At 65.2% G+C, this 22,511-nt stretch carries 23 protein-coding genes; 11 read left to right on the forward strand and 12 right to left on the reverse strand.

The features are described 5' to 3' along the window. Positions 1 to 6 precede the first annotated feature (6 nt). Positions 7 to 606: a hypothetical protein gene (locus tag MYCSM_RS33625; protein ID WP_015298004.1), complete on the reverse strand. Its 600-nt coding sequence runs from the start codon at positions 604 to 606 to the stop codon at positions 7 to 9. 335 nt (positions 607 to 941) lie between these two features. On the opposite strand from MYCSM_RS33625, the gene MYCSM_RS33630 reads away from it, so the two are divergent. The 4 genes from MYCSM_RS33630 (at position 942) to MYCSM_RS38645 (ending at position 3,461) form a co-directional block, all read left to right on the forward strand. Beyond that, positions 942 to 1,358, forward strand: a complete 417-nt coding sequence (locus MYCSM_RS33630; RefSeq protein WP_015298005.1) for a hypothetical protein — start codon at positions 942 to 944, stop codon at positions 1,356 to 1,358. 390 nt (positions 1,359 to 1,748) lie between these two features. Next, positions 1,749 to 2,333, forward strand: coding sequence for a hypothetical protein (locus MYCSM_RS33635; RefSeq protein ID WP_015298006.1), 585 nt, complete (start codon positions 1,749 to 1,751; stop codon positions 2,331 to 2,333). After that, positions 2,330 to 2,974 carry an RES family NAD+ phosphorylase gene (locus MYCSM_RS33640; protein ID WP_015298007.1) on the forward strand — a complete coding sequence of 215 codons (645 nt, stop codon included), beginning with the start codon at positions 2,330 to 2,332 and terminating at the stop codon, positions 2,972 to 2,974. The genes MYCSM_RS33635 and MYCSM_RS33640 overlap by 4 nt, the downstream gene beginning before the upstream one ends. A 259-nt stretch (positions 2,975 to 3,233) precedes the next feature. Continuing rightward, complete coding sequence (locus MYCSM_RS38645; protein ID WP_015298008.1) at positions 3,234 to 3,461, forward strand: hypothetical protein; 228 nt, start codon at positions 3,234 to 3,236, stop codon at positions 3,459 to 3,461. Between the two features lie 12 nt (positions 3,462 to 3,473). Here the strand turns inward: MYCSM_RS38645 and MYCSM_RS33650 are convergent, their stop codons facing one another. The 8 genes from MYCSM_RS33650 to MYCSM_RS33685 all read right to left on the reverse strand — a co-directional run bounded on the left by MYCSM_RS33650 (position 3,474) and on the right by MYCSM_RS33685 (position 12,632). Next, complete coding sequence (locus MYCSM_RS33650) at positions 3,474 to 3,737, reverse strand: type II toxin-antitoxin system VapB family antitoxin (protein ID WP_015298009.1); 264 nt, start codon at positions 3,735 to 3,737, stop codon at positions 3,474 to 3,476. 766 nt (positions 3,738 to 4,503) lie between these two features. Beyond that, positions 4,504 to 5,241 carry a type I-E CRISPR-associated protein Cas6/Cse3/CasE gene (gene cas6e, locus MYCSM_RS33655; protein ID WP_015298010.1) on the reverse strand — a complete coding sequence of 246 codons (738 nt, stop codon included), beginning with the start codon at positions 5,239 to 5,241 and terminating at the stop codon, positions 4,504 to 4,506. Positions 5,242 to 5,243: 2 nt separating this feature from the next. Beyond that, complete coding sequence (cas5e, locus tag MYCSM_RS33660; RefSeq protein ID WP_015298011.1) at positions 5,244 to 5,927, reverse strand: type I-E CRISPR-associated protein Cas5/CasD; 684 nt, start codon at positions 5,925 to 5,927, stop codon at positions 5,244 to 5,246. Then, positions 5,924 to 7,054, reverse strand: coding sequence for a type I-E CRISPR-associated protein Cas7/Cse4/CasC (gene cas7e, locus MYCSM_RS33665; RefSeq protein ID WP_015298012.1), 1,131 nt, complete (start codon positions 7,052 to 7,054; stop codon positions 5,924 to 5,926). The genes cas5e and cas7e overlap by 4 nt, the downstream gene beginning before the upstream one ends. Before the next feature lie 27 nt (positions 7,055 to 7,081). Continuing rightward, a complete protein-coding gene (gene casB, locus MYCSM_RS33670; RefSeq protein ID WP_015298013.1) occupies positions 7,082 to 7,732 on the reverse strand; it encodes a type I-E CRISPR-associated protein Cse2/CasB in 651 nt (216 codons plus the stop codon). Further along, on the reverse strand, positions 7,729 to 9,369 hold the full coding sequence (gene casA / locus MYCSM_RS33675) for a type I-E CRISPR-associated protein Cse1/CasA (protein ID WP_015298014.1): 1,641 nt from the start codon (positions 9,367 to 9,369) through the stop codon (positions 7,729 to 7,731). The genes casB and casA overlap by 4 nt, the downstream gene beginning before the upstream one ends. Next, positions 9,366 to 12,110, reverse strand: coding sequence for a CRISPR-associated helicase/endonuclease Cas3 (locus tag MYCSM_RS33680; RefSeq protein ID WP_015298015.1), 2,745 nt, complete (start codon positions 12,108 to 12,110; stop codon positions 9,366 to 9,368). Before MYCSM_RS33680 ends, casA begins: the two co-directional genes overlap by 4 nt. Before the next feature lie 165 nt (positions 12,111 to 12,275). Continuing rightward, a complete protein-coding gene (locus MYCSM_RS33685; RefSeq protein ID WP_041316003.1) occupies positions 12,276 to 12,632 on the reverse strand; it encodes a hypothetical protein in 357 nt (118 codons plus the stop codon). A gap of 173 nt (positions 12,633 to 12,805) precedes the next feature. On the opposite strand from MYCSM_RS33685, the gene MYCSM_RS33690 reads away from it, so the two are divergent. Beyond that, the gene (locus MYCSM_RS33690; RefSeq protein ID WP_015298017.1) at positions 12,806 to 13,069 is read left to right on the forward strand and encodes a helix-turn-helix domain-containing protein; all 264 of its coding nucleotides are present in this window, start codon (positions 12,806 to 12,808) and stop codon (positions 13,067 to 13,069) included. Between the two features lie 431 nt (positions 13,070 to 13,500). On the opposite strand, the gene MYCSM_RS33700 is transcribed toward MYCSM_RS33690, so the two are convergent. Together MYCSM_RS33700 and MYCSM_RS33705 are read right to left on the reverse strand one after the other, a co-directional pair. Further along, positions 13,501 to 13,971 carry a hypothetical protein gene (locus MYCSM_RS33700; RefSeq protein ID WP_015298019.1) on the reverse strand — a complete coding sequence of 157 codons (471 nt, stop codon included), beginning with the start codon at positions 13,969 to 13,971 and terminating at the stop codon, positions 13,501 to 13,503. Positions 13,972 to 14,046: 75 nt separating this feature from the next. Continuing rightward, on the reverse strand, positions 14,047 to 14,778 hold the full coding sequence (locus MYCSM_RS33705; protein WP_015298020.1) for a hypothetical protein: 732 nt from the start codon (positions 14,776 to 14,778) through the stop codon (positions 14,047 to 14,049). A 156-nt stretch (positions 14,779 to 14,934) separates the two neighbouring features. Here MYCSM_RS33705 and MYCSM_RS37965 point away from each other — a divergent pair, with 156 nt between their 5' ends. The 5 genes from MYCSM_RS37965 to MYCSM_RS33730 all read left to right on the forward strand — a co-directional run bounded on the left by MYCSM_RS37965 (position 14,935) and on the right by MYCSM_RS33730 (position 20,621). After that, a complete protein-coding gene (locus tag MYCSM_RS37965; protein WP_015298021.1) occupies positions 14,935 to 17,451 on the forward strand; it encodes a hypothetical protein in 2,517 nt (838 codons plus the stop codon). A 36-nt stretch (positions 17,452 to 17,487) separates the two neighbouring features. Further along, positions 17,488 to 18,102, forward strand: a complete 615-nt coding sequence (locus tag MYCSM_RS33715; RefSeq protein ID WP_015298022.1) for a hypothetical protein — start codon at positions 17,488 to 17,490, stop codon at positions 18,100 to 18,102. A gap of 37 nt (positions 18,103 to 18,139) precedes the next feature. Continuing rightward, positions 18,140 to 18,472: a nucleotidyltransferase family protein gene (locus MYCSM_RS33720; protein WP_015298023.1), complete on the forward strand. Its 333-nt coding sequence runs from the start codon at positions 18,140 to 18,142 to the stop codon at positions 18,470 to 18,472. Beyond that, positions 18,469 to 18,786 (forward strand): HepT-like ribonuclease domain-containing protein, encoded by a 318-nt coding sequence (locus MYCSM_RS33725; RefSeq protein WP_015298024.1) that lies wholly within the window; start codon positions 18,469 to 18,471, stop codon positions 18,784 to 18,786. Before MYCSM_RS33720 ends, MYCSM_RS33725 begins: the two co-directional genes overlap by 4 nt. Positions 18,787 to 19,001: 215 nt before the next feature. Further along, positions 19,002 to 20,621 (forward strand): hypothetical protein, encoded by a 1,620-nt coding sequence (locus MYCSM_RS33730; protein WP_015298025.1) that lies wholly within the window; start codon positions 19,002 to 19,004, stop codon positions 20,619 to 20,621. Between the two features lie 39 nt (positions 20,622 to 20,660). Here MYCSM_RS33730 and MYCSM_RS36580 read toward each other — a convergent pair whose 3' ends face one another. After that, the gene (locus MYCSM_RS36580; RefSeq protein ID WP_083906459.1) at positions 20,661 to 20,819 is read right to left on the reverse strand and encodes a HigA family addiction module antitoxin; all 159 of its coding nucleotides are present in this window, start codon (positions 20,817 to 20,819) and stop codon (positions 20,661 to 20,663) included. A 293-nt stretch (positions 20,820 to 21,112) separates the two neighbouring features. Between MYCSM_RS36580 and MYCSM_RS33740 the strand changes: the two genes are divergently transcribed. After that, positions 21,113 to 22,456 (forward strand): AAA family ATPase, encoded by a 1,344-nt coding sequence (locus tag MYCSM_RS33740; protein WP_015298027.1) that lies wholly within the window; start codon positions 21,113 to 21,115, stop codon positions 22,454 to 22,456. Positions 22,457 to 22,511 lie beyond the last annotated feature (55 nt).

Raw genomic sequence — 22,511 nt, forward strand, 5'->3', positions numbered from 1 at the left:
CTGGCGTCACGTTGCCGCCCAGTCGCCGACGTCGACGAGAGTCAGCACGGGCTCCTCGGATTCGCCAGCTAGTAGCCACTCCCTGACCGACGTGGGTTGTCCGCCGAGGGGCAGTTCGGGCTGCGGTGTGAGGAGAAACCCGGCGATCGCCGTGGGATGCAAACCCTTGGTGAGTAGCTGCGGGAGGACTCGATCGAGGCCTCGAACGTGCTTGAGAGTCAGCGGGGCTCCGCGGCCGTTGTCGACGAGCTCGAACTGGACGACCGGATACACCCAGGTGCCGCCGTCGTCGATCGCCCACAGAGTGTGATTGAGGCGGCGTTGCCTGACGCGGGAATCGTTGACGCCCAACCCGCTGGCGACTTCGGCGGCGGTGTAGGCGGTGCTGTAGAGCCGGGCCATGTGAGCGGTGACGTCGGCAGCGATCTCGGCGTAGGCGTCCGGATCCTCGGCGAAGCCGGCCTCGTCGAGCAGGCGGGCCTCCCCCGCGGTGAGGGTCGCCGCCCACGGGCGGTGCGCGGGCAAGGTCTTCAAAGCGGCGATGAGATCGTCTCGGCCCAGGTCGAAGCGGTCGCGCAGGAGTTGGTCGAGTTCGTCAACGGTCATGGTGGGTCCGATCCTCACATCAGAAACTAACGATGGCTAACGCCAAGATACCACCGTTACCCCGAGTGGGTACGGTTGCGTCGCCACCGTTCCCAGGAGACCTGCGAACCCACACATCTGTGTAGCGCTAATACATGTTCGACTCGCGCCTCGACCGCACGACCGCGGACCTACGCACCGCACGAACACGTCACGCTCTGACCGACCTGACCTTCCGTCTGCGATACAGAGCAGGGGGGCGACCTAAACGACGAACCGCGGCCTTCGAAGCACTCGATGCTCCTCACTAATCGCACAGGCCGCAACCAACCCTTTGGCCGGTAATCTCAGCGAGCATGACGAAAGGTCGTCGACCCCGAAGTGTTGTCGGAGGATGCGGCCTGCTCGCGCTCGCCGCGACGGTCGCCGTGATTGGCGCGCGGTTGCCCGCAGGCGGCGCGGGGCCGTTGCTCACGCGTTACGCGGCCATCGCGGGAATCGTCGGCGTCGTTTGGCTACTTCTGGCGTTCCTCGACCGTCGTCATCAGCCCGCCCAAGCGTACTTTTACGTCAGCGCGATTCAGGACGGCCGAGCGGTTCTCGTGACTGGTCCCTACGCAACCCGCGATCTTGCTGCCGGCGACATTGCTCGGGTTCGCGGTGCGCTGGCCGAGCACGGGAGCCTCGATCGGGCCTATTCGTGGGGTGTGTCAGAGAGTCCGGATCGCTTCGACGGGCTGGCCAACGCCGAACTCGGCTTCCAACCCGCCTGACTCCGCCGGGCCTGGCTTGGCCGCCGGGCCGGACTTTCTACTTCCCGTACCCGACGGGTTGCGCGCCGACGGCGGGCTTCGACGTGTCCAACGTCAACTGCTACTTCTGCAACCACGGCTGTACCAACTCCGCGACTTATCCCGACTCGTCGCCTCGAATAGCAATGCCGACAGCGATGGCGTCCCCGTCAGGCTCGGTCAGGTATACCGGCCCGCCGGAGTCGCCCTCCGCGGGCGCGCCAAATACAACCTTGGGTAGGAGTCACCGCAGTCACCGGACCACACTTTTGGCCCGTCACGACTCCGCACTTGCAGACCAACTTCGCCACCCTCGACATCAACCATCTAACGGCGATAGTATGCCGTTAATATACGTTAGGAGAGATGCTGATGTCCGTGTCCACCGAACTTGAACAGCTCTTGCGCGACCGCTTCGAGATCAGTCCCGATGACTTCGTCAACGCCCTGCGATACCTGCCGGCGTCGCGCCCATGGGCGGCGTCTCTCACCGAAGCCGAGGCCCGCCTGCTCGACGACGCCGACTTCGCCGAGGACCGCGACGCCTTCATCGCCGCCGGCACCGAGATCGCCGGACACACAGCCCACCTCGCGGTCACCGCGTTCACCGCCGACGAGGTCGCCAGCGGACTGAACATCAGCGCTTCCCGCGTACGCCAGAAGCGCCTCGCCGGCGAGCTGTGGGCCATCCCCGACGGCCAGACCTGGCTGTTTCCCATCCTGCAGTTCGAAACCGGCGACAACGGGGGCCCCACCTGCCAGGTCCGCGGCCTCGACCAGGTCCTCAACGCCCTCCCTGGCGACCTGCACCCCGTGGCGGTAGCAGGCTTTCTACGCACCCCGCAGCCCGACCTCGTCCACGGCCGCCCCATGACCCCGATCGAATGGCTCCGCACCGGCGGCGACGTCGACCAGGCCGTCGCCGCCGCGTCTGCCGTCGACTGGTACGCCACGTGACCGCACGCCTACCCGGCCCGCCATCAACCGAGGAACTTCGCGCCATCGGCATCCGCGACGTGAAACTGCGCACCGTTGACACCGACGAGACGTGGTGGCGAGTCCACCGCACCACCGGCACCCACGTGCTGGGCTGGAACGCCTTTCGCGAACACGGACCGCACCTGCGGTTCGACCCCCACCCCCCACCGGCTCGCCACCACGACGGGATCGGCGTCTGGTACGGCGCTTCCGAACCGCTGCCAGCTCTAGCCGAAGCCTTCCAAGCCGACCGCACCATCGACCGGTTCCGCGGTGACCCCTACCTCACCGCCGTGCGGTTCACCCGCGCCCTTGAACTACTCGACCTCGCCGCCGACAGCACCGGCGCCTGGCCCACCCGAGCCGGCGGCACCTTCGCCCTCTCCACCGGGCCGCACTCCATCACCCAACGCTGGGCCAGACGCATCACCGAAGCCTTCCCCGACCTCGACGGCCTGCGCTACAACAGCAGGTTCGCCGGCCAACCCTGCATCGCACTCTTCACCACCGCCGCCACCGCAATGCCCACGCGCCCAACACTTTCACTTCCCCTGACCCACCCAGGGTTGACGACCCGCATCGCCGCCGCCGCGCAGCGACTCGGCTACCTCACCATCTAACTCATACGCAGTTTGGGTCGGGCGTGCTCGATGTCCGGGAGGCGATCACGCGCTGATCTACTCATAGCGCAACGACATGCGCGCGCATCGCCGCCGACATCTCCCTGAGCGGAGGAAGTTCTCGGTCTCCAGCCGTACCCGACGGGTTGCGCGCCGCCCGCGGCGGGCTTCGACGTGTCCAGCGTCAGCTGCCACTTCTGCAGCCAAGGGCTGGACCAGCTCGGCCACGGTTCCGCCGGCGTCGGCACCTCGGATCACGATGCCGACGGCGACGGCGTCTCCGTCTGGCTGGATCACGGGTACAGCGCAGCATTACTTCCCGTACCCGACCGGCTGCACGCCGACCGTGGCGGACTTCGACGTGCCCGGCAAGGTCCCCTGCCACAGCGTCTCCGTCAGGCTTGACCAGAACCCCGTTGCAAAAGAAGGCCCGGCGGGTTCCACCGAAGTGGAGACGATCCGACCGGGCATGCGCCAACGAGAATAGCGCATGATCGACTCACACGCCCGTCGCAGGGTCGTAGCCGAGGGTCTGTTCGCGTTCGGATCTCAACACCGGGCGACGGTCAGTGATCAGCGGCCGGATCTCGGTCCGCATCACTTCCAGAAGATCCTCGGCCCGATCGGGTCGCTGGACAATCCCGAAGGCCCGTCGCGCACTGCGGAGGGCCTCGCAAATCGCAGCAATCTCGGTAATACCCATTTTGGCGGCCACCTCCGTGGCCAACCGCTCGACCTCGGGATCATCGATGATCAACGCCATGGACGCACCTCACCTATTGCTGCCAATCTGCCGAGGGCAATACACCCCTCCACAAGATGGTATTCGGAACACATTCCGAGTACTTAGCATGGACCACAAAAGCTCCAGGACCCAGACGCCGCTCCTGCGTCTTAAGCAAGCGCTCCGCTGAGGCGTGGCCGACGACCACATCATGGTGGTGACCCGGAGCGCCGGCCAGACACGACGGGGTTCTTTTCACTTCCGCTCAAACCCTGCAGGCGCGGTGGAGTCGTCCTCGTTGTCAGTCCGCCAGAACTCATCCCCGTAGGCGCGGGGAGGATAGTGCCGCCGGTCCGCTCAGCAACGCGATCAGGGGCCCATCCCCGCAGGCGCGGGGAAGACAAACGCACCGCCTCCGAACCGAGCTGGTAACTCGGGCTCATCCCCGCAGGCGCGGGGAAGACGAACGCCTTACCCATCACAGTCGCGCGCGATCGGGCTCATCCCCGCATACGCGGGGAAGACTGTGCCGCCGATCCACTCAGCGACGCGATCAGGGGCTCATCCCCTCACACGCGGGGAGGACACTATGCCGGGAACGCGCGGCCAGATCCACTTGGGCTCATCCCCGCGGGTGCGGGGAAGACGTAGCCACTGCCGACGGGCTGTCCCACATCCCGGGCTCATCCCCGCAGGCGCGGGGAAGACGAGACCGTCAGGCTGCGCGGGTATTCCTCCCCGGGCTCATCCCCGCAGGCGCGGGGAAGACGACGGCGCGCCACCATGAGACGCCGCCGGATTGGGCTCATCCCCGCAGGCGCGGGGAACACACTTGTTCACCACGGAACCAGGTATTTGTCGATTTGGCTTCATTGACGACTGTCAACGGGGCCAGTGTGAGCAGTCCGCAGCCGTATGCTTTGGCTCGGCCGATTCCGTCGGTGAGTGTGTGGGACAGGGCGTCGATGTCGCGGACTTCGAGGACACCATCGAAGGTCGCCGTGCCGATTACGACCCGGTGACCTCCTTTCGTGAATCTGAGCGTCGAGCGATTGGTGACGCGAATCGATGTCACGTCGTGCGATTGATCTGGCACTCGAAATCCGGCCCGCTCTGCTCTGCTCAGCAACCAGTGTTCTTGTTGCTTGGCGGTAACGTGTGCAAGGGGCTTGGTGTCAGCCCAATTCGCCCCCGTCTTATATCCGTTGAAGGTGGGGTTTGCGGTGAGCCGGAACGCCCATACCTGCCCTACCGCAAGACGATTGAGGAGGTTCCGGTAGTCCCTGGTGCGCCAACTGTCACCCGTTTGCCAGCCTGCTTGTTCCACGAGATGGGTCAGGTCGGGGGCGACGGGGCTGACAAGGTAGAGCGTCGTTTCGGCGTTCGTTGCGCGGTCTATGCGCCAAAGGGTCCGTCCCCCAGCGTCTTCGAGTGCGCGTGGCGGAAACGCGGACTGAACGGCGGCGTGCATTGCCTGCGGTGAGGACAGGAGCTTTACCGCGCCACGCTTCCGGGTGTGGATGGGCATTTTAGTGAGGAACATGATCACGCTCCTTCGAGTGCAGCCATAGGATCGTGCCGGTCCGCCGCACCTTCCGGGTTGGGCGTTTCTACGTACTCTTCGACCACGGTGCGCCACTCGTATTGGCGTAGTTCCGGGTTGAAGCTGACTGGCACGTCGCGGACGAGTTCACCTTCGTCGAATGAGCAGCCGTCGATAGCCATTCTCAGTTGGACCGTCTTGGGCTGCTTTTTCCTATACCAGGTGGCCGCCTGCCACGGACACTCGCGTAGCGCCGCCAACAGTCGGTCCTCGGTGACAGCGATGGGCAGTGGTTGGCTCGGCGGGCACGATCGGCGGCCGAGATATAGCGGGAACGCCGGATTGCGCAGCGCTGCAACGATTTCTTTGATCACGGTGGGGTCGCCTTCAATGCCTGCGACGAAGACCGCGTCGCCGAGATAGTATCGGTCCGACGGTTTGGTCCCGTCGGGAGTCATGGCGGTTTGGTAGTCGCGGATGAGCACTCCCGCCTGGTCGACGCGGACCCCGAACGGCAGAGCGGCGAGGTGTTCGAGCCCGTCTGTGCGGCGCATCCCTTGTGCAGCAGCTATCAGACCGAGCACGCCACTCTTAGTCGGTTCCTGGCGGGTGTCCCTTCGGCTGAACCGACTCGATGCACCCCACGCTTGCATCGGTCCCGCCAAGCGAATCAACAGTGTTGTCATGCTGGGGCACCGAGGTATTCGAGGATGGACTGCTCCAACTGCTGGGTAAGGGTTCGCATGTCGACACGGTCGCCGACCGCCTCTAACGGAGCGGCCGCGTCGCCTAGGCTAGCCACCCACGTCTTCACCGGTGGGCCGTAGACGTCCGCGACCGCACGATGCCGATCGGCCAGTGCCGCAGCAGCCTTCGCAACCACACTCCCGTCGGCCCGGGGTTGAATGGGGTTTTCGAATGCACCGACGAGGTTGATCGGTTGATCGGACCGGACCGACACAAGGATCGCTTCCGGTACTGTCCGGTTCGCAAAGGTGCTGAGTTTTCCCGTTGGCATCGACAGGATGAATGAATCCACGAACGCCGCGACAGCCCTGGCGGCGGCGGTCGAGTCCCCGAGATTCTGACGGAGCCCTGGAACGTTCACGGTTGCGTACCGGTAGAGAGTGGACGAGTTGAACTCGATCGTGCCGATCATCCCGGCTCCTGCTTGCTGGTCGCGTTCCTGCATATCGTCAACCGCAGCGAAGTAGTCGAATTCGGGCTCGACAGCCTGCACGCTGATCGCGTGGGCAACTTGGGCGGCGGCATCGACGTTGAGATTCAGGTCGTCGGCGACCATGCGCCCGAACAGCGCCACGTCGAAGCTGTGCTCGGAGTTGATCGCCTGCTTGGCGACCTTGCGGGCAACCTTGGCGCTCGCCTGGTGAGCTGCAACCGCGAGTTCCGCCAGCTTCGCGTATTGGCCTGCGCTGACGAACAGCAGGGACGAGGTCAGTTCGATCGGTTGGAAGCCTTTGGGGGCATCCTTGGGCGGCTTGGGCGTGGTGAGCGTGATTCCCGCTGCCGTGAGTGTCTGGCTGGCCAGACGCCGCGCGTCCTCAGTGGATAGGCCACCATCGAGCTGGTGGATCTGTTCACTGAGCTTCTCGACCACCCGCTTTGTGCGGCAGCCGATGTTGGACTTGTCGAGGGTCGCGTTGAACCGCGAACGGGTTGCCCGCTTCCATGCCTGGCTTGAAACTCGGGCCCGTTGCGCACCCCCGAAGATTGCTGTTTTCGGGCTGCCTGTGTCGTCACGATTGATGTTGCTGGGAGGAACGGACTGGAGAATATGTGTGTCTACGAACATCGTTGCGGCTCCTTCAGTGAGACCTGGTTAGTGGGCGGGCAGATCGTCTGGCGCCGGGTTCTCTGGGTCTCCTGTCGTAGCGCGGTGGAAGTCGCGCCCCCACCGCAGCCTGACTTGGTCTGCCCGGCTTCCGTCACGCAGCTGGCGAAGATCGACCGCGAGTTGGGCGTAGTCGAGAGGGATGTTCTCCGAACGCATCAGCATGATCAGAGCGCGGAGATGATGGACCACGGCCGCGGAGGTGCCCGCGGTGGCGACGACCTGGAACCGGCGGCGGATCGCCTCGTCGCGTCCCGTGGCACGGGCTAGACGACGTACCGCGCAACCCAGCGATATACCCCGGCGATGGACGCCGGTAGAACGTGACTGCTGGTGCAGCGCGTACAGGGTGATCGCCTCATGCGCGGCGCGCTCAAAGTCGGTGGGTTCGTTCTCTGTGTGGGTGCCCTGACAGAGTCGTTCCGGCAGGGCCCCGATGGTGTCGGCCCAGACGTCGGGGTCGCTTCCCGGGGCTGAGGGGCCCGCTCGCCTCAACTTCGCCAGCCTCGCAGCGACGTAGGTGTCACGCGGATTGCTGAAGTACCGACGTTGCAAATCGGCGACCACCCGGAGGACTGCCGTCCTGAGCTGATCGTCGAGCGACGCGCGAGGCTCCGACACGCTTGTTTCTGCCGTCACTGCTGCTCACCTTCCTGAGGGGGTTCAGTGTCGAACGCGGCCGGTAACGCGCTGCGCAGCGCCGACCAGAAGTACTTCGAGGCGAGCGACGAGTCGAGGAGCCGCTGACCCAACATGCGGCCCTTCCAGGCGGACTTGCCCGCGGAGCTGATCAGATCGCGCCCGTTCGCGCCGATGATCTCGCGAACCTGCCGCTGCCATTGGGCGCAGTGCTCTTCAAGGTCGGTGTCCTCGTCGAGATCAGCTACCCATTGGCGATATGGGGCGTCGAGGGCGAAGTAGGCGGCGGCGCGGGCTGTCGCCTTTCGGAGCTGTGCGTTCCCGCCGGCGGCCTCGGCCAGATTCCCAGCGAGATTGGCCAGTGCAGTAGCGGAGTCGTTGGCTGCCTGGACCGCGCGGTTGGCAAACACGCGCGGCTGGCTCCGGCGTCCGATGAGCGCCACCTTGATCTGAAGTGCGTCGTCGATACTTGCGACCACTCCGTTGGGCTTCGGGGTCCATGCGTTGGTGTATTGCAGCGCGAGTGCATGTGGCCGGATCCGCACTGACCTGTCGAGTAGTTTCTCCGCCACCAAATAGTCGATCCAGTTGACGACTCCTGGGGCCAACCTGGGGGCTGGTTTGCCGTCCTGTGACGGTATGTCGGCTAGCAGTCCCTCGATCCCGCGCCACAGGGATCGATCCGGGTCGAACTGGGCAGGAAGGTAACGGGTTTCACCAAACTGCTTGGACTGCGGCTCGCTGTGTCGCCACGCGGTGCAGAATTCGATGTCCTGGCGGTTGTGTGGCGAAATCCGGTCGCCATTGCCGACGATCGCTCCATTCACGAATTTCCCGTCGTGTTGCAGCTTGATTCGGCGGCTCTGCCAGGTCAGGACATCGCACGGTCCCAACGGTGCGGTGTCGTCCCGCTCCCCCACTTCGGGATGGGTCCGTTCCCACACCGGCACGTCGGAGGGCCACGTGGCGGTCCCGTTCGTGTTGCGCAGGACGGTGTTGAGCATCATCGTTTCGAACAGATTGCTGCCTTCCAGCAGGACGCCACCCAACTGGCCACACCACGCGATACCAATCGGATATCCCTTGCCGTCCTTCGTCCTCGGGTCCCGAAGGTCACCCGTTTTGATTCCGGAGGGATCGAATGCCTGGCAATGCACGACCCAACGGGCCGCCTCAGCCAGGGAGAGCCGCTGCGCTCCGGCGCCGGCTCTCGTGGTGAAGTACTTCGCGCCCGTCGGGCGATCAGCGATGAGCAGATCGACCGGCTTGAACACACCTGCTGCGGTTTGCAAATCGGCCACCTGGTAGAACGGCGCAACCGTGTCGAGCAGGTCAAAGCGGTGATGAACCGTCCGCAGGTAGCTCTCGACCTCCGCTCGAGGAAATTCACCCGCCCGCCAAAGCTCCCCCCACCGCCGGACCGGATCCTCACTCCAGTCGATCGCACGGCGGACGATCGCGAGCAGTACCCGCTGGATGGCGAATGCTTGAGTCGGGATGTCCCCGCCGACAGCGCGAATGACGGGCGCTTCGGTGAACAACTCACCGATCGACACTTCTCGCGAGCGTCCATCAATGGATCGAACCGGAATCCACGGCTGGTCGATCAGGTTGAAGGTGTCCCCCAGCGTCGTCACGTGTGGGCTCCATCTCTGCCCACCACCACGAGCCCTTCGATGTCGTCGTAGTGGATGCGGTAGCCCATCACGTCCGCACGTAGGTCTTCGTCGAGCTCAACGACGAGCTCGCCGGCCAGCCATTTGGATCCTTGCCATCCCTTATACATTCGCCGCTTCAGCGAGTCGATCGTCTTGTCAGCGATGCCCAGGTGGGTGAGAGTCTTTGGTAGCCTTATGGTTCCGGTGAGCGCGCGACGCGCATCGGCGTCATCGGGGCAGACGTCAGTGGCGATCGCTCCCCCGCTGCATCGTTGCAGTAGGTGCACTTCGTCACCGATCCGCTGGGTGAGAATCACGTCGATACCTTCGTCGGTATCCCGAACCTTGGCCTGTCCGCGTGCATCGTCAACCTCGCCGACGTTCTCCGCAAGCCAGTCGACGAGAGTCGCTTCTCGCTGCGGCTGCCTGATGCGCCATGTGCGGGCGCGGTCCTCAAGATTTGCAACATGTTTGTCGGTTGCATGCTTCGCCGATGTCAACTGATGCTGCCAGCTCGCTGGGACGTCGAGTCCCTCGCCGTAGGCTGCCTCCACAAGAGCAGCGATATCCCGAGGCAACGTGACGTGACTGCGGCCTGTGAGCACTAAAAGCGCACGGAGCAAATGGAATTCACTGTAGATCCGGGCAGATTCCGCGACTGGTCGCGGCGGGTCGGCCGCCCAGTCCTGCACACCGGTCAGGATCAGCCGTGGTGTGGTGAGATTCCCGGGCCGTTCTCGCGGATGTCGGTGCAGGCGCCCCACTCGCTGGAACAAGAGGTCGATCGGGGCGAGATCGCTGATCAGCAGATCGAAGTCGACGTCGAGCGACTGCTCGATCACCTGCGTGCCGACAACGATCCTGCGCACAGGTCTGTTGCCTCTCGGACCAAGCTCAGAGACAAGAATCGATTCGAGGTCGGCACGGTGCTGCGCAACGAACCGAGAGTGTAGGAGCACGACCTCGCCAGGGAAGTGCGACTCGAGGAGCCGCGCGGTCTGCTGTGCCCGCCCGACGGTATTGCGGACAATCCCCACGCAACCACCGCTGTCGAGCAGCTGTTTGAGGCGGTCGATCAGCGACTCGACGTCGTCGTCAAGGCGCTCCAGTTCCACCTGCGTTGTCGCACCATCCCACTCGGCACAAACGGCTCGGCGTTGTCCATCCACGACCGTAACCACCGGGTATCGGATGACGTTGTCCTCAAGACCCGCACTACACCCGGCCCATCCGCGGCCCGATTCGTAGGCTTCCACCAAGGCGAGTCGCTGAGACGACGGCAGGGTCGCCGACATCAGAACGACCGGCACCCTGTATGCCCCGAGCCATTCCAGGACGCGAACTAGGTACTGCATCATGTAGGTGTCGGCCGCGTGAACCTCATCGACGATCACCACTTTGTTGACCAGAGCAAGATGCCGCAATGCGAGGTGCCGCGCCTTCAATCCAGCGAGAAGCAGCTGGTCGATGGTGCCTACCGCAAAATCGGCGAGCAGACCCTTCTTCCGCCCGGACAGCCAGGAATGGGCGATGACCTCAGTCCGGCATGAGTTCTCGTCATCGACTGCGTCCCTTCCCAATTCGTGAAACTGGTTAGTTCTCAGCAGTCCTCGGTACGAGTCTTCGAGAGTAGCCTTCCCGTGAGAGAGAACCACGCTCGCGACCGGCACACTTTCCTGCGCTTGGATCCATCGAAGAACTCGCGTGAACATGGCGTTGGACGTGGCCATCGTCGGCAACGCGAGAAACGCGCCACCCTGACCGAACCTGGCGGCCAGACACTCGGCCGCCATGAGCGCGGCCTCGGTCTTCCCAACACCCATCGGGGCCTCTAGGACAACGAGGCCCGGTTCAGCCATCGACCGGACGGCATCGACGACAGTCCGTTGGACCGAGTTTGGGTGCGCACCCTCGGGGAGATCGAACCGATCACGCATTAGCTCGTCAACCCTGGCCGGCTGCGACGGCATCCAGCGTGGCGGCAGACCCAGGGCAGCCCAAGCGGCCGCCGCGGTGGACTCGGATCCGCGGCAATCACTCAATGGGAAGTGGTCGCTGCTGGCGATCCAGTCCGCCATGATCACGAAACCGGTCCACAACACCTGTTGCTGGGGCGTCATGGGCACCTCCGCCCAACTCCCCAGGTGCGCCTCCGCCCCCACGACGGCAGTGATGTGGTCCAGAAGCTCGTTGCGGGCGATGGTCCACTCGGCGCGGCCATAGTGGCTGACGTCCTCGTCGAAGGCCAGCTGTCCACGTGAGGGCGGTACTCCATGATGTCCGCCGGCGATGACCGCATAAGTCGCCGCTGTCCAACCAGACCATCCGCGACCCATCAAATAGTTCTCGATCGCACGGTGACTTACGACCGAATGCGGTGTGTCCTGGCGGCTAGGCACAGACAGCTTCATTCTGAGACCGCAATCACGCATCTTGCCAGCCAAGGACGGGACCTGGATCGCGAACGCCGGGCTGAGCTTCCCGACATCATGCACACCTGCAAGCCAGCACGCCAGCACCCTCACCTCATCTATGGATCGACCTGCAGAGAGGTATTCACGCGTCGAGCGCGGGACCCAGTCGTCCCACAGATGGGCCGCGACCGCCGCGGCATCCTCACAATGCCGAACCAACGACAACGAACAGTCGTCGGCGCGGCGATGCTTCGCCCACGCGCTCCGGACCTGCTCACTCAGAGACGAAATGCCAACCGCTGTCATAGCTTCAGCCCCCTCCAGCGGCAGAAGCACGCGCGTCAGGCGTCACCTCGACCCCTGGCTGGTTCGCACGGAGTTTCACGACGCCGACGCCGATAGCCATGCCGTGGACCCTAGGAGGTGGGTCCGACACCGATACCGATCGGTTGTACTGGGAAACCCTGTTAATCATGCGGACTGCGCGCTTTCAACATGGTGTGCAAGTTGAGCGGGCGCTACCCGCCCGTTGAAGGCGACAGCGTTGTCCGTGTCAGTCGAATCGAACTGCCAGGACAATGGGAGAACCGCGTGCTGGTGTTCGGCTAGAAGCCACTCGTTCACCATTTCGAAGACAACAGGCAGTGGGGCCCGCAAAGTGCAGGTGGCGATGACGGCGTCGACTGATTCTCGGTAACCATCTGCGTACCAACGTGTTTCTGTGCGCGAGAGGGTCGCGACGAAAGGTGAGCCGGGCCGCTCCTGGGCAAGTATGAGCTCGGCGTCGACCGTCGTCGCGACAAAATCAATCATCCGCTTCACCTTCACCTAGGTGGTGCATCCATGCATCACCTAGGTTACATCAAGTGGTGCGCGGATGCACCACCCGGCCCTATAAGTCGTCCTTTTGTCACCACCACGTCCGACAACTAACCAAGCAATGGCCGGAGCCGGTGGGTCAATGAGAGGAGCGCAGCTCAATCTGACTTAAACTCCGCCGCATGGATCCCGCGAACCAGGCTGTGCGCGACGCACTCAACGAACTGTCGCGAATCCAAACCATCTTCGAACACGAAACCGACGGACACCAACTGCTAACGACCCTGGCCGATCTCCGCGAGGTCCGCAAGCAACTCGACACCGCAATTCGTCTTGCCGCCGCGCGCCTAGCCCGCACCCACGGACTTCGACCGCGAGCGATCGCTGATGCGCTCGATGTGGACAAGTCGACGGTTACCCGCTGGATCTCCGCCACGAAACACTGACAATCTGGTGCTAAAGGGCCGTGCTCCGAACTGGAGGTTACCGCCCCCCTGGCCACACAATCGGTCGGCCGCTAATGCGCCCTGCGCCTAGCCTCCACCTGTTGGCCAGCCGATCACGCGACTCCCAAATCCGTATCACGCATCGACCCAGACTCGGCTAACCCGCCTGACACTCTCGGCACCTATACGGACGCCTGCCTGGTCGAAAAGCTGTACTTTCCGTACCCGACGGGCTGCGCGCCGACCGTGGCCGGCTTCGACGTGTCCAACGTCAACTGCCACTTCTGCAGCCATGGCTGGACCTGCAGCTCGGTCAGGGTTCCTCCGTCATCTGCTTCCCGGATCGTGTACCGACGGCAACTAAGTCTCCGTCTGGCTAGATCAGCCACAGGCTTGGACTTCTTGCTTCGACTGCGCCTTGCCGCCACTGATCAGACCTCGGGAGAGACCTGGTCCACCTCGGTGCCCTGGTCAACAGGTACCGGCGTGGACCACGTCACCACGACGGCGACGACCGCGAGCGCCAGCAGCGCCTTCGGGGCCGTCCCCGTCTCCAACGCCACACCAAAGAGCTGCGTCGGCGGGATTCCGGACGCCTTCTCGGTGGCCACGAGAGCGACGAGGGCGGTTCCCGCGGTCACAATCGAGCCTGACAGAACCCGCAAACCATACGAGAAGACGCGGCTCGTCAGGCTACCGATCACGACCAGGATTCCGCCTGCGACTGCTGGCCACTGCAACGGCCAGCCCGTTGCGTGCGCATCCGCTCCCCGAACCAACCAGGCGCCGGCGCCGGTCATCTGCAGCCCACCGTCGGCCATCGTGGAGGCAATCAACCACGGCTGCTTCAACGCGACCACGACCATCGCAACCCCGCACGCGAAAACTACGAGCCGCCTCATCCGATAAGCCTCCCCCGACGACCTACGACGCTTGGAATCCGCCCCAGGCGGGCCGCCCGCCGGGACGGAGAGGTTCTACTTCCCGTACCCGACGGGCTGCGCACCCACGACAGGCTTCGACGTGTCCAATGTCAGCTGCCACTTCTGCAGCCAAGGCTGCACTAACTCAGCCACTTCCTCGCCCGATGCATTGCGGCCCAAGGTGATCCCGACCGCAACGGCATCCCCGTCAGGCTGGATCAAGTACACCGGGCCACCGGAATCCCCAGGTTCACCGTGCGCAGCAAACTGGACCTTGCTCGCCGTCGGGGCCGCAACGACTGGGCCGCACTGCCGCTGAGTCGCGTTGCCGTACTTGCACAGCACGTCACCGACCTTGACGTCGGTCGTGGCGCCTTCGACGGGGCGCCGGTCGAGCACTCGGCTATCGCCGGGAATTGCGCCGTTGTCGAGCGCAATCAGGGCGATGTCGGAATCCTCAGCGCCTTTTCCTTCGTTCACTGACCTCGTGAACGATCCGATGGTCTCGTAGGCGCCGCTGATGGTCCACTTCATCGAGACCCTGCCGCCCATGTCGCAGTGCCCGGCCGTGAACATGACCGGCTGTCCGGAAGCATCGTGGGCGAGCCATCCCCCGGTGCATGTGTCTCCACCGGTGTCGTCCGCGTTGCTTACAACCAGCCCCACCCCCGGGGTGATCGCCGGCGAAGGGGGCAGGGGCGGGGCCGCGGCGGCCGGGGAGGCGAAGACGACGGCGATGGCCGTCAATACCGCGGAGATCGTGGGACTGTTCTTGAGCCTGGTCATCGTCGTTGTCACCTCCTTCTGGCAGTAAACACACCTTCAGTAACACAGCATATCTGGCCGCGCGTTCCCGGCATAGGTGCGTTTGCTCGTCGTAGCATGTAGCCAGGTGTTTCGGCCTTCAAGCTGGCCGAACGTGGATTCTGGGGGTCTCGTTTTATGGCTGTGAGTAAAGGCGGCGGTGACTGCGCCGACGAGGTCATCGGCTCGGCGTGGCCGACCGAGAACGAAGACTCCTACGCCGCCTACGCGACTGCGCTGCTGGAGAAGGCGGCGCAGGCCCAGAAGGCGGCGCAGGCCAAGCAGGCCGAGCAGCAGTACGCCCAATCCGAGACGAGCAGCCAGACCCTGGATGCGTTGGCCAAGGCCGCCGGCATGGACGCTGCAAAGCACATGCAGAGCGCCGAGGACTTCGCGAAGGCAGCCGGGTGGGCGAAGTACGCGGCGACGGCTATCAAGGCGGCGAAGCTGGCGATGAACGAGGCCGCCCAGTCTCACCAGGCGATTCACGACATGCCGACCATCTCCGCGACCGCTGCGTCGAAGGGCGCTAAGGGCGCGACGCAGAAGGCCAAGGACGCCGACCTGGAGGAGAAGCAGAATCTCGTCGCCGACGCCAAAGGGTCAATGGACAGCGCCCTGGACGCCGCCGACCGTGCGGTCCAGGCCGACTCGATTCCCACACCTTTCGGCGGAACCCCCGCCATCCCCGACGACACAGGTGCAACCCGAACCCAGGACCAAGGCTCAGGCACCGGACGGCCTTCCGACTTCCCGGGCGCGTCCGTACCTGGTGGTGCCGGGGCACCATCTGCGGGCGCTGGTGCTGGTGGGGGTGGTGCGGAGGCGCCCGCTGCGCCGGCGTTGCCTCCGTCGGTCTTCGCCGCGCCGGCGGCCCCGCCCGCCGCGGCGGCCGGTGGTGATCCTGCGGCGGCGCTCGGGTCGTCGCCGGCGGCTGCGTCCGCTGGTGAGGGCGCTGCGGGGGCCGGGTCGGGTATGGGTTCTGGGATGGGCGGCATGCCGATGGGTGGCTCCCCCATGGGCATGGGTCAGATGCCGATGCAGCCGCCGCAGATGCCCCAGGGCGGCGGTGCCGGTGCTGGTGGTGGGCCGGTGGGTGAGGTGGCCAAGCCGGTGTCGGACATGGTGAGCAAGTTGGCCGGTAAGGACGGCGGCGCGGGCGGCGGTGGTGTTCCGGTGTCGGAGCAGACGTTGGACAAGCTGCTGGCCGCTCAGGGCGGCGAGGGTGGCGCTGGTGGTGACCAGCTGGCCCCCTCCGATGACGGTTCGGGTGACGGCAAGGGCGGGGACGGTAAGGGCGATCATCTTGACGGCGACCCGAAGAAGGCCGCAGCCGCGGGGACTCACGATCAGGTGACGGGTGTGCGGGCCCCGACGGATCCGTATTCGGCGTCGAACACGAACCCGGCGTTGAACAATCCGGCTGCCTCGCACGGCGCGCCGTCGCCGGCTGCGCCCGTGGTGACGGCTCCTCCGGTGGCGGTGTCGGCGCCGATGACGGAGCTGTCGGCTGATGACAATGCGCCGGCGGCGCCGGTGCAGCATGCGTCGGCTCAGGTGCAGCCGCCGACGGTGGAGAACGCTGGGCTGCACACGCATACCGCGGCGGCGGGGATCACGGGACCGGGTGCTCCTGCCCCGGTTTCGCCGACGCCAAATCCTCAGGCCCAGGGCGGGCTTCTGGGTGCCTACCCGGCGCCGGGTGGTATGCCGGGGCCGACACCTCCGATGGGTGGAATGCCGATGATGCCCCCGATGGGCGGTATGGGCGCCGGTGGTGGCGGCGGTGGCGGTTCGGTGTCGCCGGTGCTGGCAGCTGTGCCCGCCGCGATCGGCGGCGCGGTCGTGGCGCGCGATTCGCATCGGGAGCCGCAGGGCGATGCGCCGGTGGAGCGGATCTTGGCGTTGCCGCCCGAGCACGGCACGGCGGAGAACCATTTGGCCGGGTTGGCGAAGGTGTTTCGGACGCGCGGGTGGGAGTCGGAGCGGATCGCTGTCGGTGTGTTCATGGATGGCACGGTGTTGCAGCCGCGGTTGCGGTACATCGTTGCGACCAGTGACGGCTTGTCGTTGATTCCTTTGGGTATCGCGACGCCTGCGGGTGTGGAGTTGTTGTCGCAGCAGCGGGTGCGCTCGAGCTTCGTCTCGGATTGGAGTGGCAACGATCATCCGGGGCGGAAGTTGGCGGCGCTGGCCAATGAGTACTCGCAAGAGGTTGGGCGGCTGGTCTATTTGGTGTCGACCGATTCTGATGCGGCGCAATCGCCGGGGCGTAGCGGCGAGGTGACCGAGATGTACCAGACCGCGGCGGAGACGACCGGGCTGATTCGGGACAATCGGGCTACCTCGGCGGTCGCGCCGCGCACAGAAATCGTGCGGCGCTTGCCGATTCGCGAAGAGCAAGCGCAGGAGGCGTTGGCGGCGTTCGGTGCCGCGTGGGGCTTCCATGACGCCACCGCTGACGATTTGAACTCGTCGAGGGCGATGTTGTGGGCGGCGCGGTGGGGTCGCGCGCGATCGCGCAGCGATGACTACCCGGCGTTGTTGGCGACATACCTGTACGTGGAGGGGTTGGAGGCGTTGCGCGCCGGGCGGCTCGACGAGGCGGCGTACTCGGCGTCGTCGATGTTGTCGGTCGAACCGCTCGACGCCTGAATCATTGTTGGCTAGCAACGGGTTTGGGTTGCGACGATGATCGACGAGTTGGTCGACTACGCGTATCGCGGGGCGTTCGCTGAGGTCCCGGTGGAGAGTCCGGATGTGATGCCGCTGCTGCGGCGTCGGGCGGCAGTGGCTCGGTCGTGGTTGTTGCTTCCGGTGTTGTGGAAGGCGCGGCTGGGGACTCTGTCGGCTGGGTGGCGTGATGAGTTGCCGCGACCCGAGGGGCCGTTGGCGTGGGACGCTGCTGGCGCGGTGGATGAGTTACGTCGGATGCCGATCGAGCCGTGGGAGCCTGGGCCGGTCGTCGGTGATGAGGATCCGGCGCGGGTGTGGTTCCTAGAGATGTCGGCGGCCGCGGCCGGTGTGTGCGGGCACGCCGAGGGGGCTTTCGCGTACCGGTTGGTGAATCCTCGCGATCGGGTCGCGCGGCAGCCGGAGTTCGACATGTGGCGGTTGTCGCGGCTGGCCGGCGGCGCAGTGGCCGCCGCGGCGTACGAGTCAGCCGGTGGATTGTTCACGCTCAGCGACCTGGCCGGATTGGATGGTGCCGATCCCGATCCGATGACTCTTGGGCCTGACGTGCGGGCGCTGATCTACGCGCCACGGCCGAGTTACTGGGGTGTCGCCCCGGTCGTTGACAGGTAACAGTTGGTGCAGCGGACGTCAGGGAACCGCGGCTAGCATGGTTACCGTGAGCGTTGCCGAGAGCAGCTTTCAACCCACGTCACCCCTGGGCTACCGGCTCCAGGAGTACCGGGAGGCTGTTTTGTCGTGCGCGCAAGAGCACGGGGTGAAGAACGTCCGGGTTTTCGGAAGTGTGCGGCGGGGCACCGACTCCACCACGTCGGACGTCGACCTGCTCGTCGATCTTCCACCCGAGATGGGCCTCTTCTCGCTGGCGCGGTTCGAACGTGAGCTCGCTGAGCTTCTTGGGATCCCCGTTGATGTCGTCCCCGCGGCTTCACTCAAGCCGCACTTAGCTGCCAAGGTGTTGAGCGACGCGGTCCCACTGTGAGGACTGACGCCGAGTTGGCTCGCGAGGCCCTGGCCCACCTCGACATTCTCCGCGCGCACCTCGACCGTGGGGATTACTCGGACGTGCTGATTTCCGATGCGGTGAACATGCGCCTCGCTGCGGCAATTGAGGTAATCGAACGGACTTCGGATGACTTTCGCGAGCGTGCTTTTGGTGATCGGTGGAAGGACATCTGGTCTACGCGAAACAGGATCGCTCACGGATACGCCGCCGTCGACGGGACGATACTGCGCGCCACAATCGAGAACGATCTTCCCGCCTTCGAAAGCGCTTTGCGCATACTCCTGACGTAGTGAGACTGTGGTTCGTTGTGTGCGACGGGGGCGCGTCGGGCGAATCAGTGGGTCGTTTCCCATAAGCGGCCCCTGGATCGGTCACGCCGCCTTGACTCCATTGGCACTCAGACCGGACGTTTGTTGAGCGCCGCGGCACGGTCAACTATAAGAGTTGTCACGCTGGCCCGTGACAGACGGTCCCGCTAATGCGTGACAGCTGGTAGGGTGCTGACATGCGCTTGTTGGGTCGCCATCCGAAGCGACTAGCCTCGGGGATCTCGTCGGAACCGATTGCAGACGACCAGTATTGGCGTGAGGTCTCGGGGTGGTGGCGACGGGATCGCGACCTCACCAGCGAACGCTTCGCTGAACTGCTGGGCGTGAAGGTCGACGCGCTCCGGCAGTACCGTTCCCGGGAGAAAGACTTCCCGGCACCGGTCGGTCATATTGGTCGCCCCTGTTTCGCTCCGGCGGACGTGTACCCGTGGATCGACGCGGCACGACCGAAGCGCCGCATGATGATTCCGCGTTTGTTTCACGCTGGCGACAACCTGCAACCCGCGGTCTTTGTAGCGAGCGAAACCATGGAGCTTCCCGCCGATGGCGGCCGCCCGCAGACATGGGTCATCCACCTCTGGCAGCCCGCTGATGCGCGCGGGATTGTCGCGGTGGCCTACGGCGAGCACCACACGGCGGATTCAGAGACCCGGGCCGCTGAGCTCTTGGAGCGCCTGCCCAACGTGAGTGCGGTCTCGGTCGTTACCGATGCGTTGCGCCATTTCGCTGCCGCTGATTCGGTCGACGAGTCGTTTCAGCCCGAGATCGCTGTCGCTGAGCGCCACGTCGGCACCTATCGCCGCGGCTGGTTCGCTCTGGCCGCGCTGCTCCGCGTGAATCTGCCGTGGTGGCCGGCGGGGCTGCGGCGGTCCGGCGACATTGCCGCGTGGCGGCCAGGGGCGAGTCCACAGGCAATCCGGCCGACCATTCCCGGCCGTTTCGACGACTCGGTGCTCGGCGATCTGCTCAAAGAGAGTGAGCCGCAACAGGCTTCGCAGTGTGCGTCGCTCGTCCACTCACTGAATCGGCGGATAGAGGGCGAGATCTACCGGACACCGCCAGTAGGCGCGGATGTCCCCGGATGCGTCGAACGGCCTGGACTCGTGCTGGCTGCGCGGCCGTTCTACTCCATCACCGAGTCTCCTCAGCCGCTGCGCTGGTTCGAGACTGTGGAGCTGCTCGGATTGTCGGGCGCCGCGCACGCCACCCGGGCTGCAGCACGCGACCTTTTGCGTGGCCGCCCGGAGATGGAAGCCGCTGTGTCCTACACGATCAGAGCGAGGACGACTGATGGCCCGCTGGCGCAGGAGTGGATCTCACGGCTTGAGCCGTGTGAGGATCCGCAGACGCTCGGGTCCGCGTTCGCTGAGATGATGATGACCGACGAGCAGCGCGCGCAGCCGCGGACGTGGTGGAAGGACCCCGAGGACGGCAACTGCTGGATCGTGGAAACCCTCGACGGCACCTATCACGCTACGGTGGCTAGCCGGAGTGGGGCGGCGCATGGGCGGTTGACCGAGTTCGAGCTCGCCCAGAGCTGCACGGCGGCGTTCTTCCGTGCGGATGGTCGGGTGTGGCCGATGCCGGTTCCGGCGATGGGCGGCTACTACACCTGCGGGTACGAGGGCAGAGGACCATCTGAGCTAGCCCGAACTGTTGCGCTGCTTCGAATTTCGGCGGATGCCGACCTGCGCGAGGCGTCCTTACCAGTGGGGGCGCCGCCAGAGTTGGTGCGTTACATCGAGTCCCATCAAGCGCCGCTCAGCGTTTTCGCTGACGATATCGCTGGGTTGTAGCCGGGCCGCGGCCAGCTCAGCTTGTGCCGAGGCGGTGTCTCATCCGTTGTCGTCGATCGCGAGGTCGTAGCGGCCTTGCATGTCGATCCACATTTCGGCTGTGGCGCTGAAGAATTGGGACAGCAGAAGTGCCGTTTCGGCGGTGACCGCGCGTTGGCCGTGGACGAGGAGGTTGGCGCGCCGCGGGGAGACGCCGATCGCGCGAAGCGAGCCGGTTCTCGCTGATGCCCTGCGGTTTCATGTAATCGTTGGTCAGGACGATTCCGGGGTGTGGGGCGTCTGCGAGCGATTGGCCGAGATCCGACACCTCTCAACTGTAGCGCCCCGCGCCATAGAGGAGGCCGCGATCATGGGGACTGCATGCGGGTCAGTGCCGGCAGCGCTGGCGGGAGAGAATGACGCCCCCGACACCAAAATGTGGTGGGCGGGGCGGCCGGTGGGTGTCATTCTGATGGGCCTGTCCTGGTTCCTTCGACACCACCGCGATCGAGATGACTGATACTTCTGAGAGAGTTGTTGCGCCCGACGTCGACGCGTGGCTAGGCGGTCTTGAGCCGTCTGCCCGGGCGGCGTTGGTCGCGCTCGGCGAGTTGTTGGCCGGCGGGCCGAGGGCGGCGGGCCCGGAGAACGCGGAGCAGTTCACCGCTCGGTGCCTGGGGGTCGCCAGTGCTGCGTCGTTGGTCGATGAGAACCGTGAGTTGAATCCCGTTGCGCGCCTCACGGTTCCGTTGGCTCTGGCCGAGCTGATCGAGGCTCATGGTGGGCGGTGTGAGGTGGGGCCCGGTGAGCGGGCGTTGGCGCCGATGTGGACGCAGACCGATGTTGGGGATGTCCGGTTTCGGCACCCGATGTGTTTGCGTGTGCACTTTCCGGCCGGCACTGTCCTGGAGTCGGCTGATTGCGTGGTGCACGTCGAGGCGCGGGAGACCGTGATGCGGACGGCGCAGGTGAGTGTGTTTGTGATGCCTGAGCACCAGGAGCTGGCGCGTGGTGTTCTCGATCGGCTGCAGGAGCGGGGCGGCGCGTTGAATCCGTTTCGCGGTCGGGTGGTGCGTGCACTGTATGACGGTGGTCTTCGGTTGGAGGCGTTCGATTTGCCGGCTGGGCTGACCCGATCGAACGTCATCGTGCCCGAGTCTGTGTGGACGGAGATGGATCTTGGAGTCGCGTCCGTGCGGGACCACCACGCGCGGTTGAAGGCGCTGGCCCTGGGGACGCGCCGCGGGGTTCTGCTGTGCGGGCCACCTGGGACTGGCAAGTCGGCCGTGTGTGCAGTCGTCGCACGCGAGGTCGCCGGCGTCTTCACGGTCATCTACGTCGAGGCGCGTGCGGGGGTGGCGGTGCTCTCTGATGTGGTTGAGGAGGCTCAGCGGGTCGGGGGGCCGGTGCTGCTGGTTCTCGAGGATGTCGACCTGTGGTGCTTGGCTCGGCGAGCCGGTGGGATGGGTTTGTCGGAGTTGTTGCAGGCCATGGATATTGGTTCGGATGCGCGGATTCTGACGGTGGCGAGCACGAACGACGCGACCACGATGGACCGGGCGGCGATCCGTACGGGTCGGTTCGATTCGGTCGTCGAGGTGGGCTTCCCGGATGCCGTGCAGGCGGGGCGGATCCTGGCGGCGTTACTGCAGGACGTACCGGGCGGTGATGGAGTCGACGTCGCCGCGGTCGCGGCCGCACTGCCGGCGTCGACGAGCGGTAGCGATCTACGGGAGATCGTGCGACGCGCGGTGTTGGTGGCCGGCGACGATCCGGTGTCGACGGAGCAGTTGTTGGGCGAGGTGGGCAGCGGCCGTTACCAAGCGAAGCCGCCGGACGGCGGGATGTATCTATAAACGGGCGTTGACACTGCAGGGTTCGCGGGTGCGACGGTACGGGGCTGGTAGACAG

It is taken from the genome of Mycobacterium sp. JS623, from assembly GCF_000328565.1.
Lineage (GTDB): Bacteria > Actinomycetota > Actinomycetes > Mycobacteriales > Mycobacteriaceae > Mycobacterium.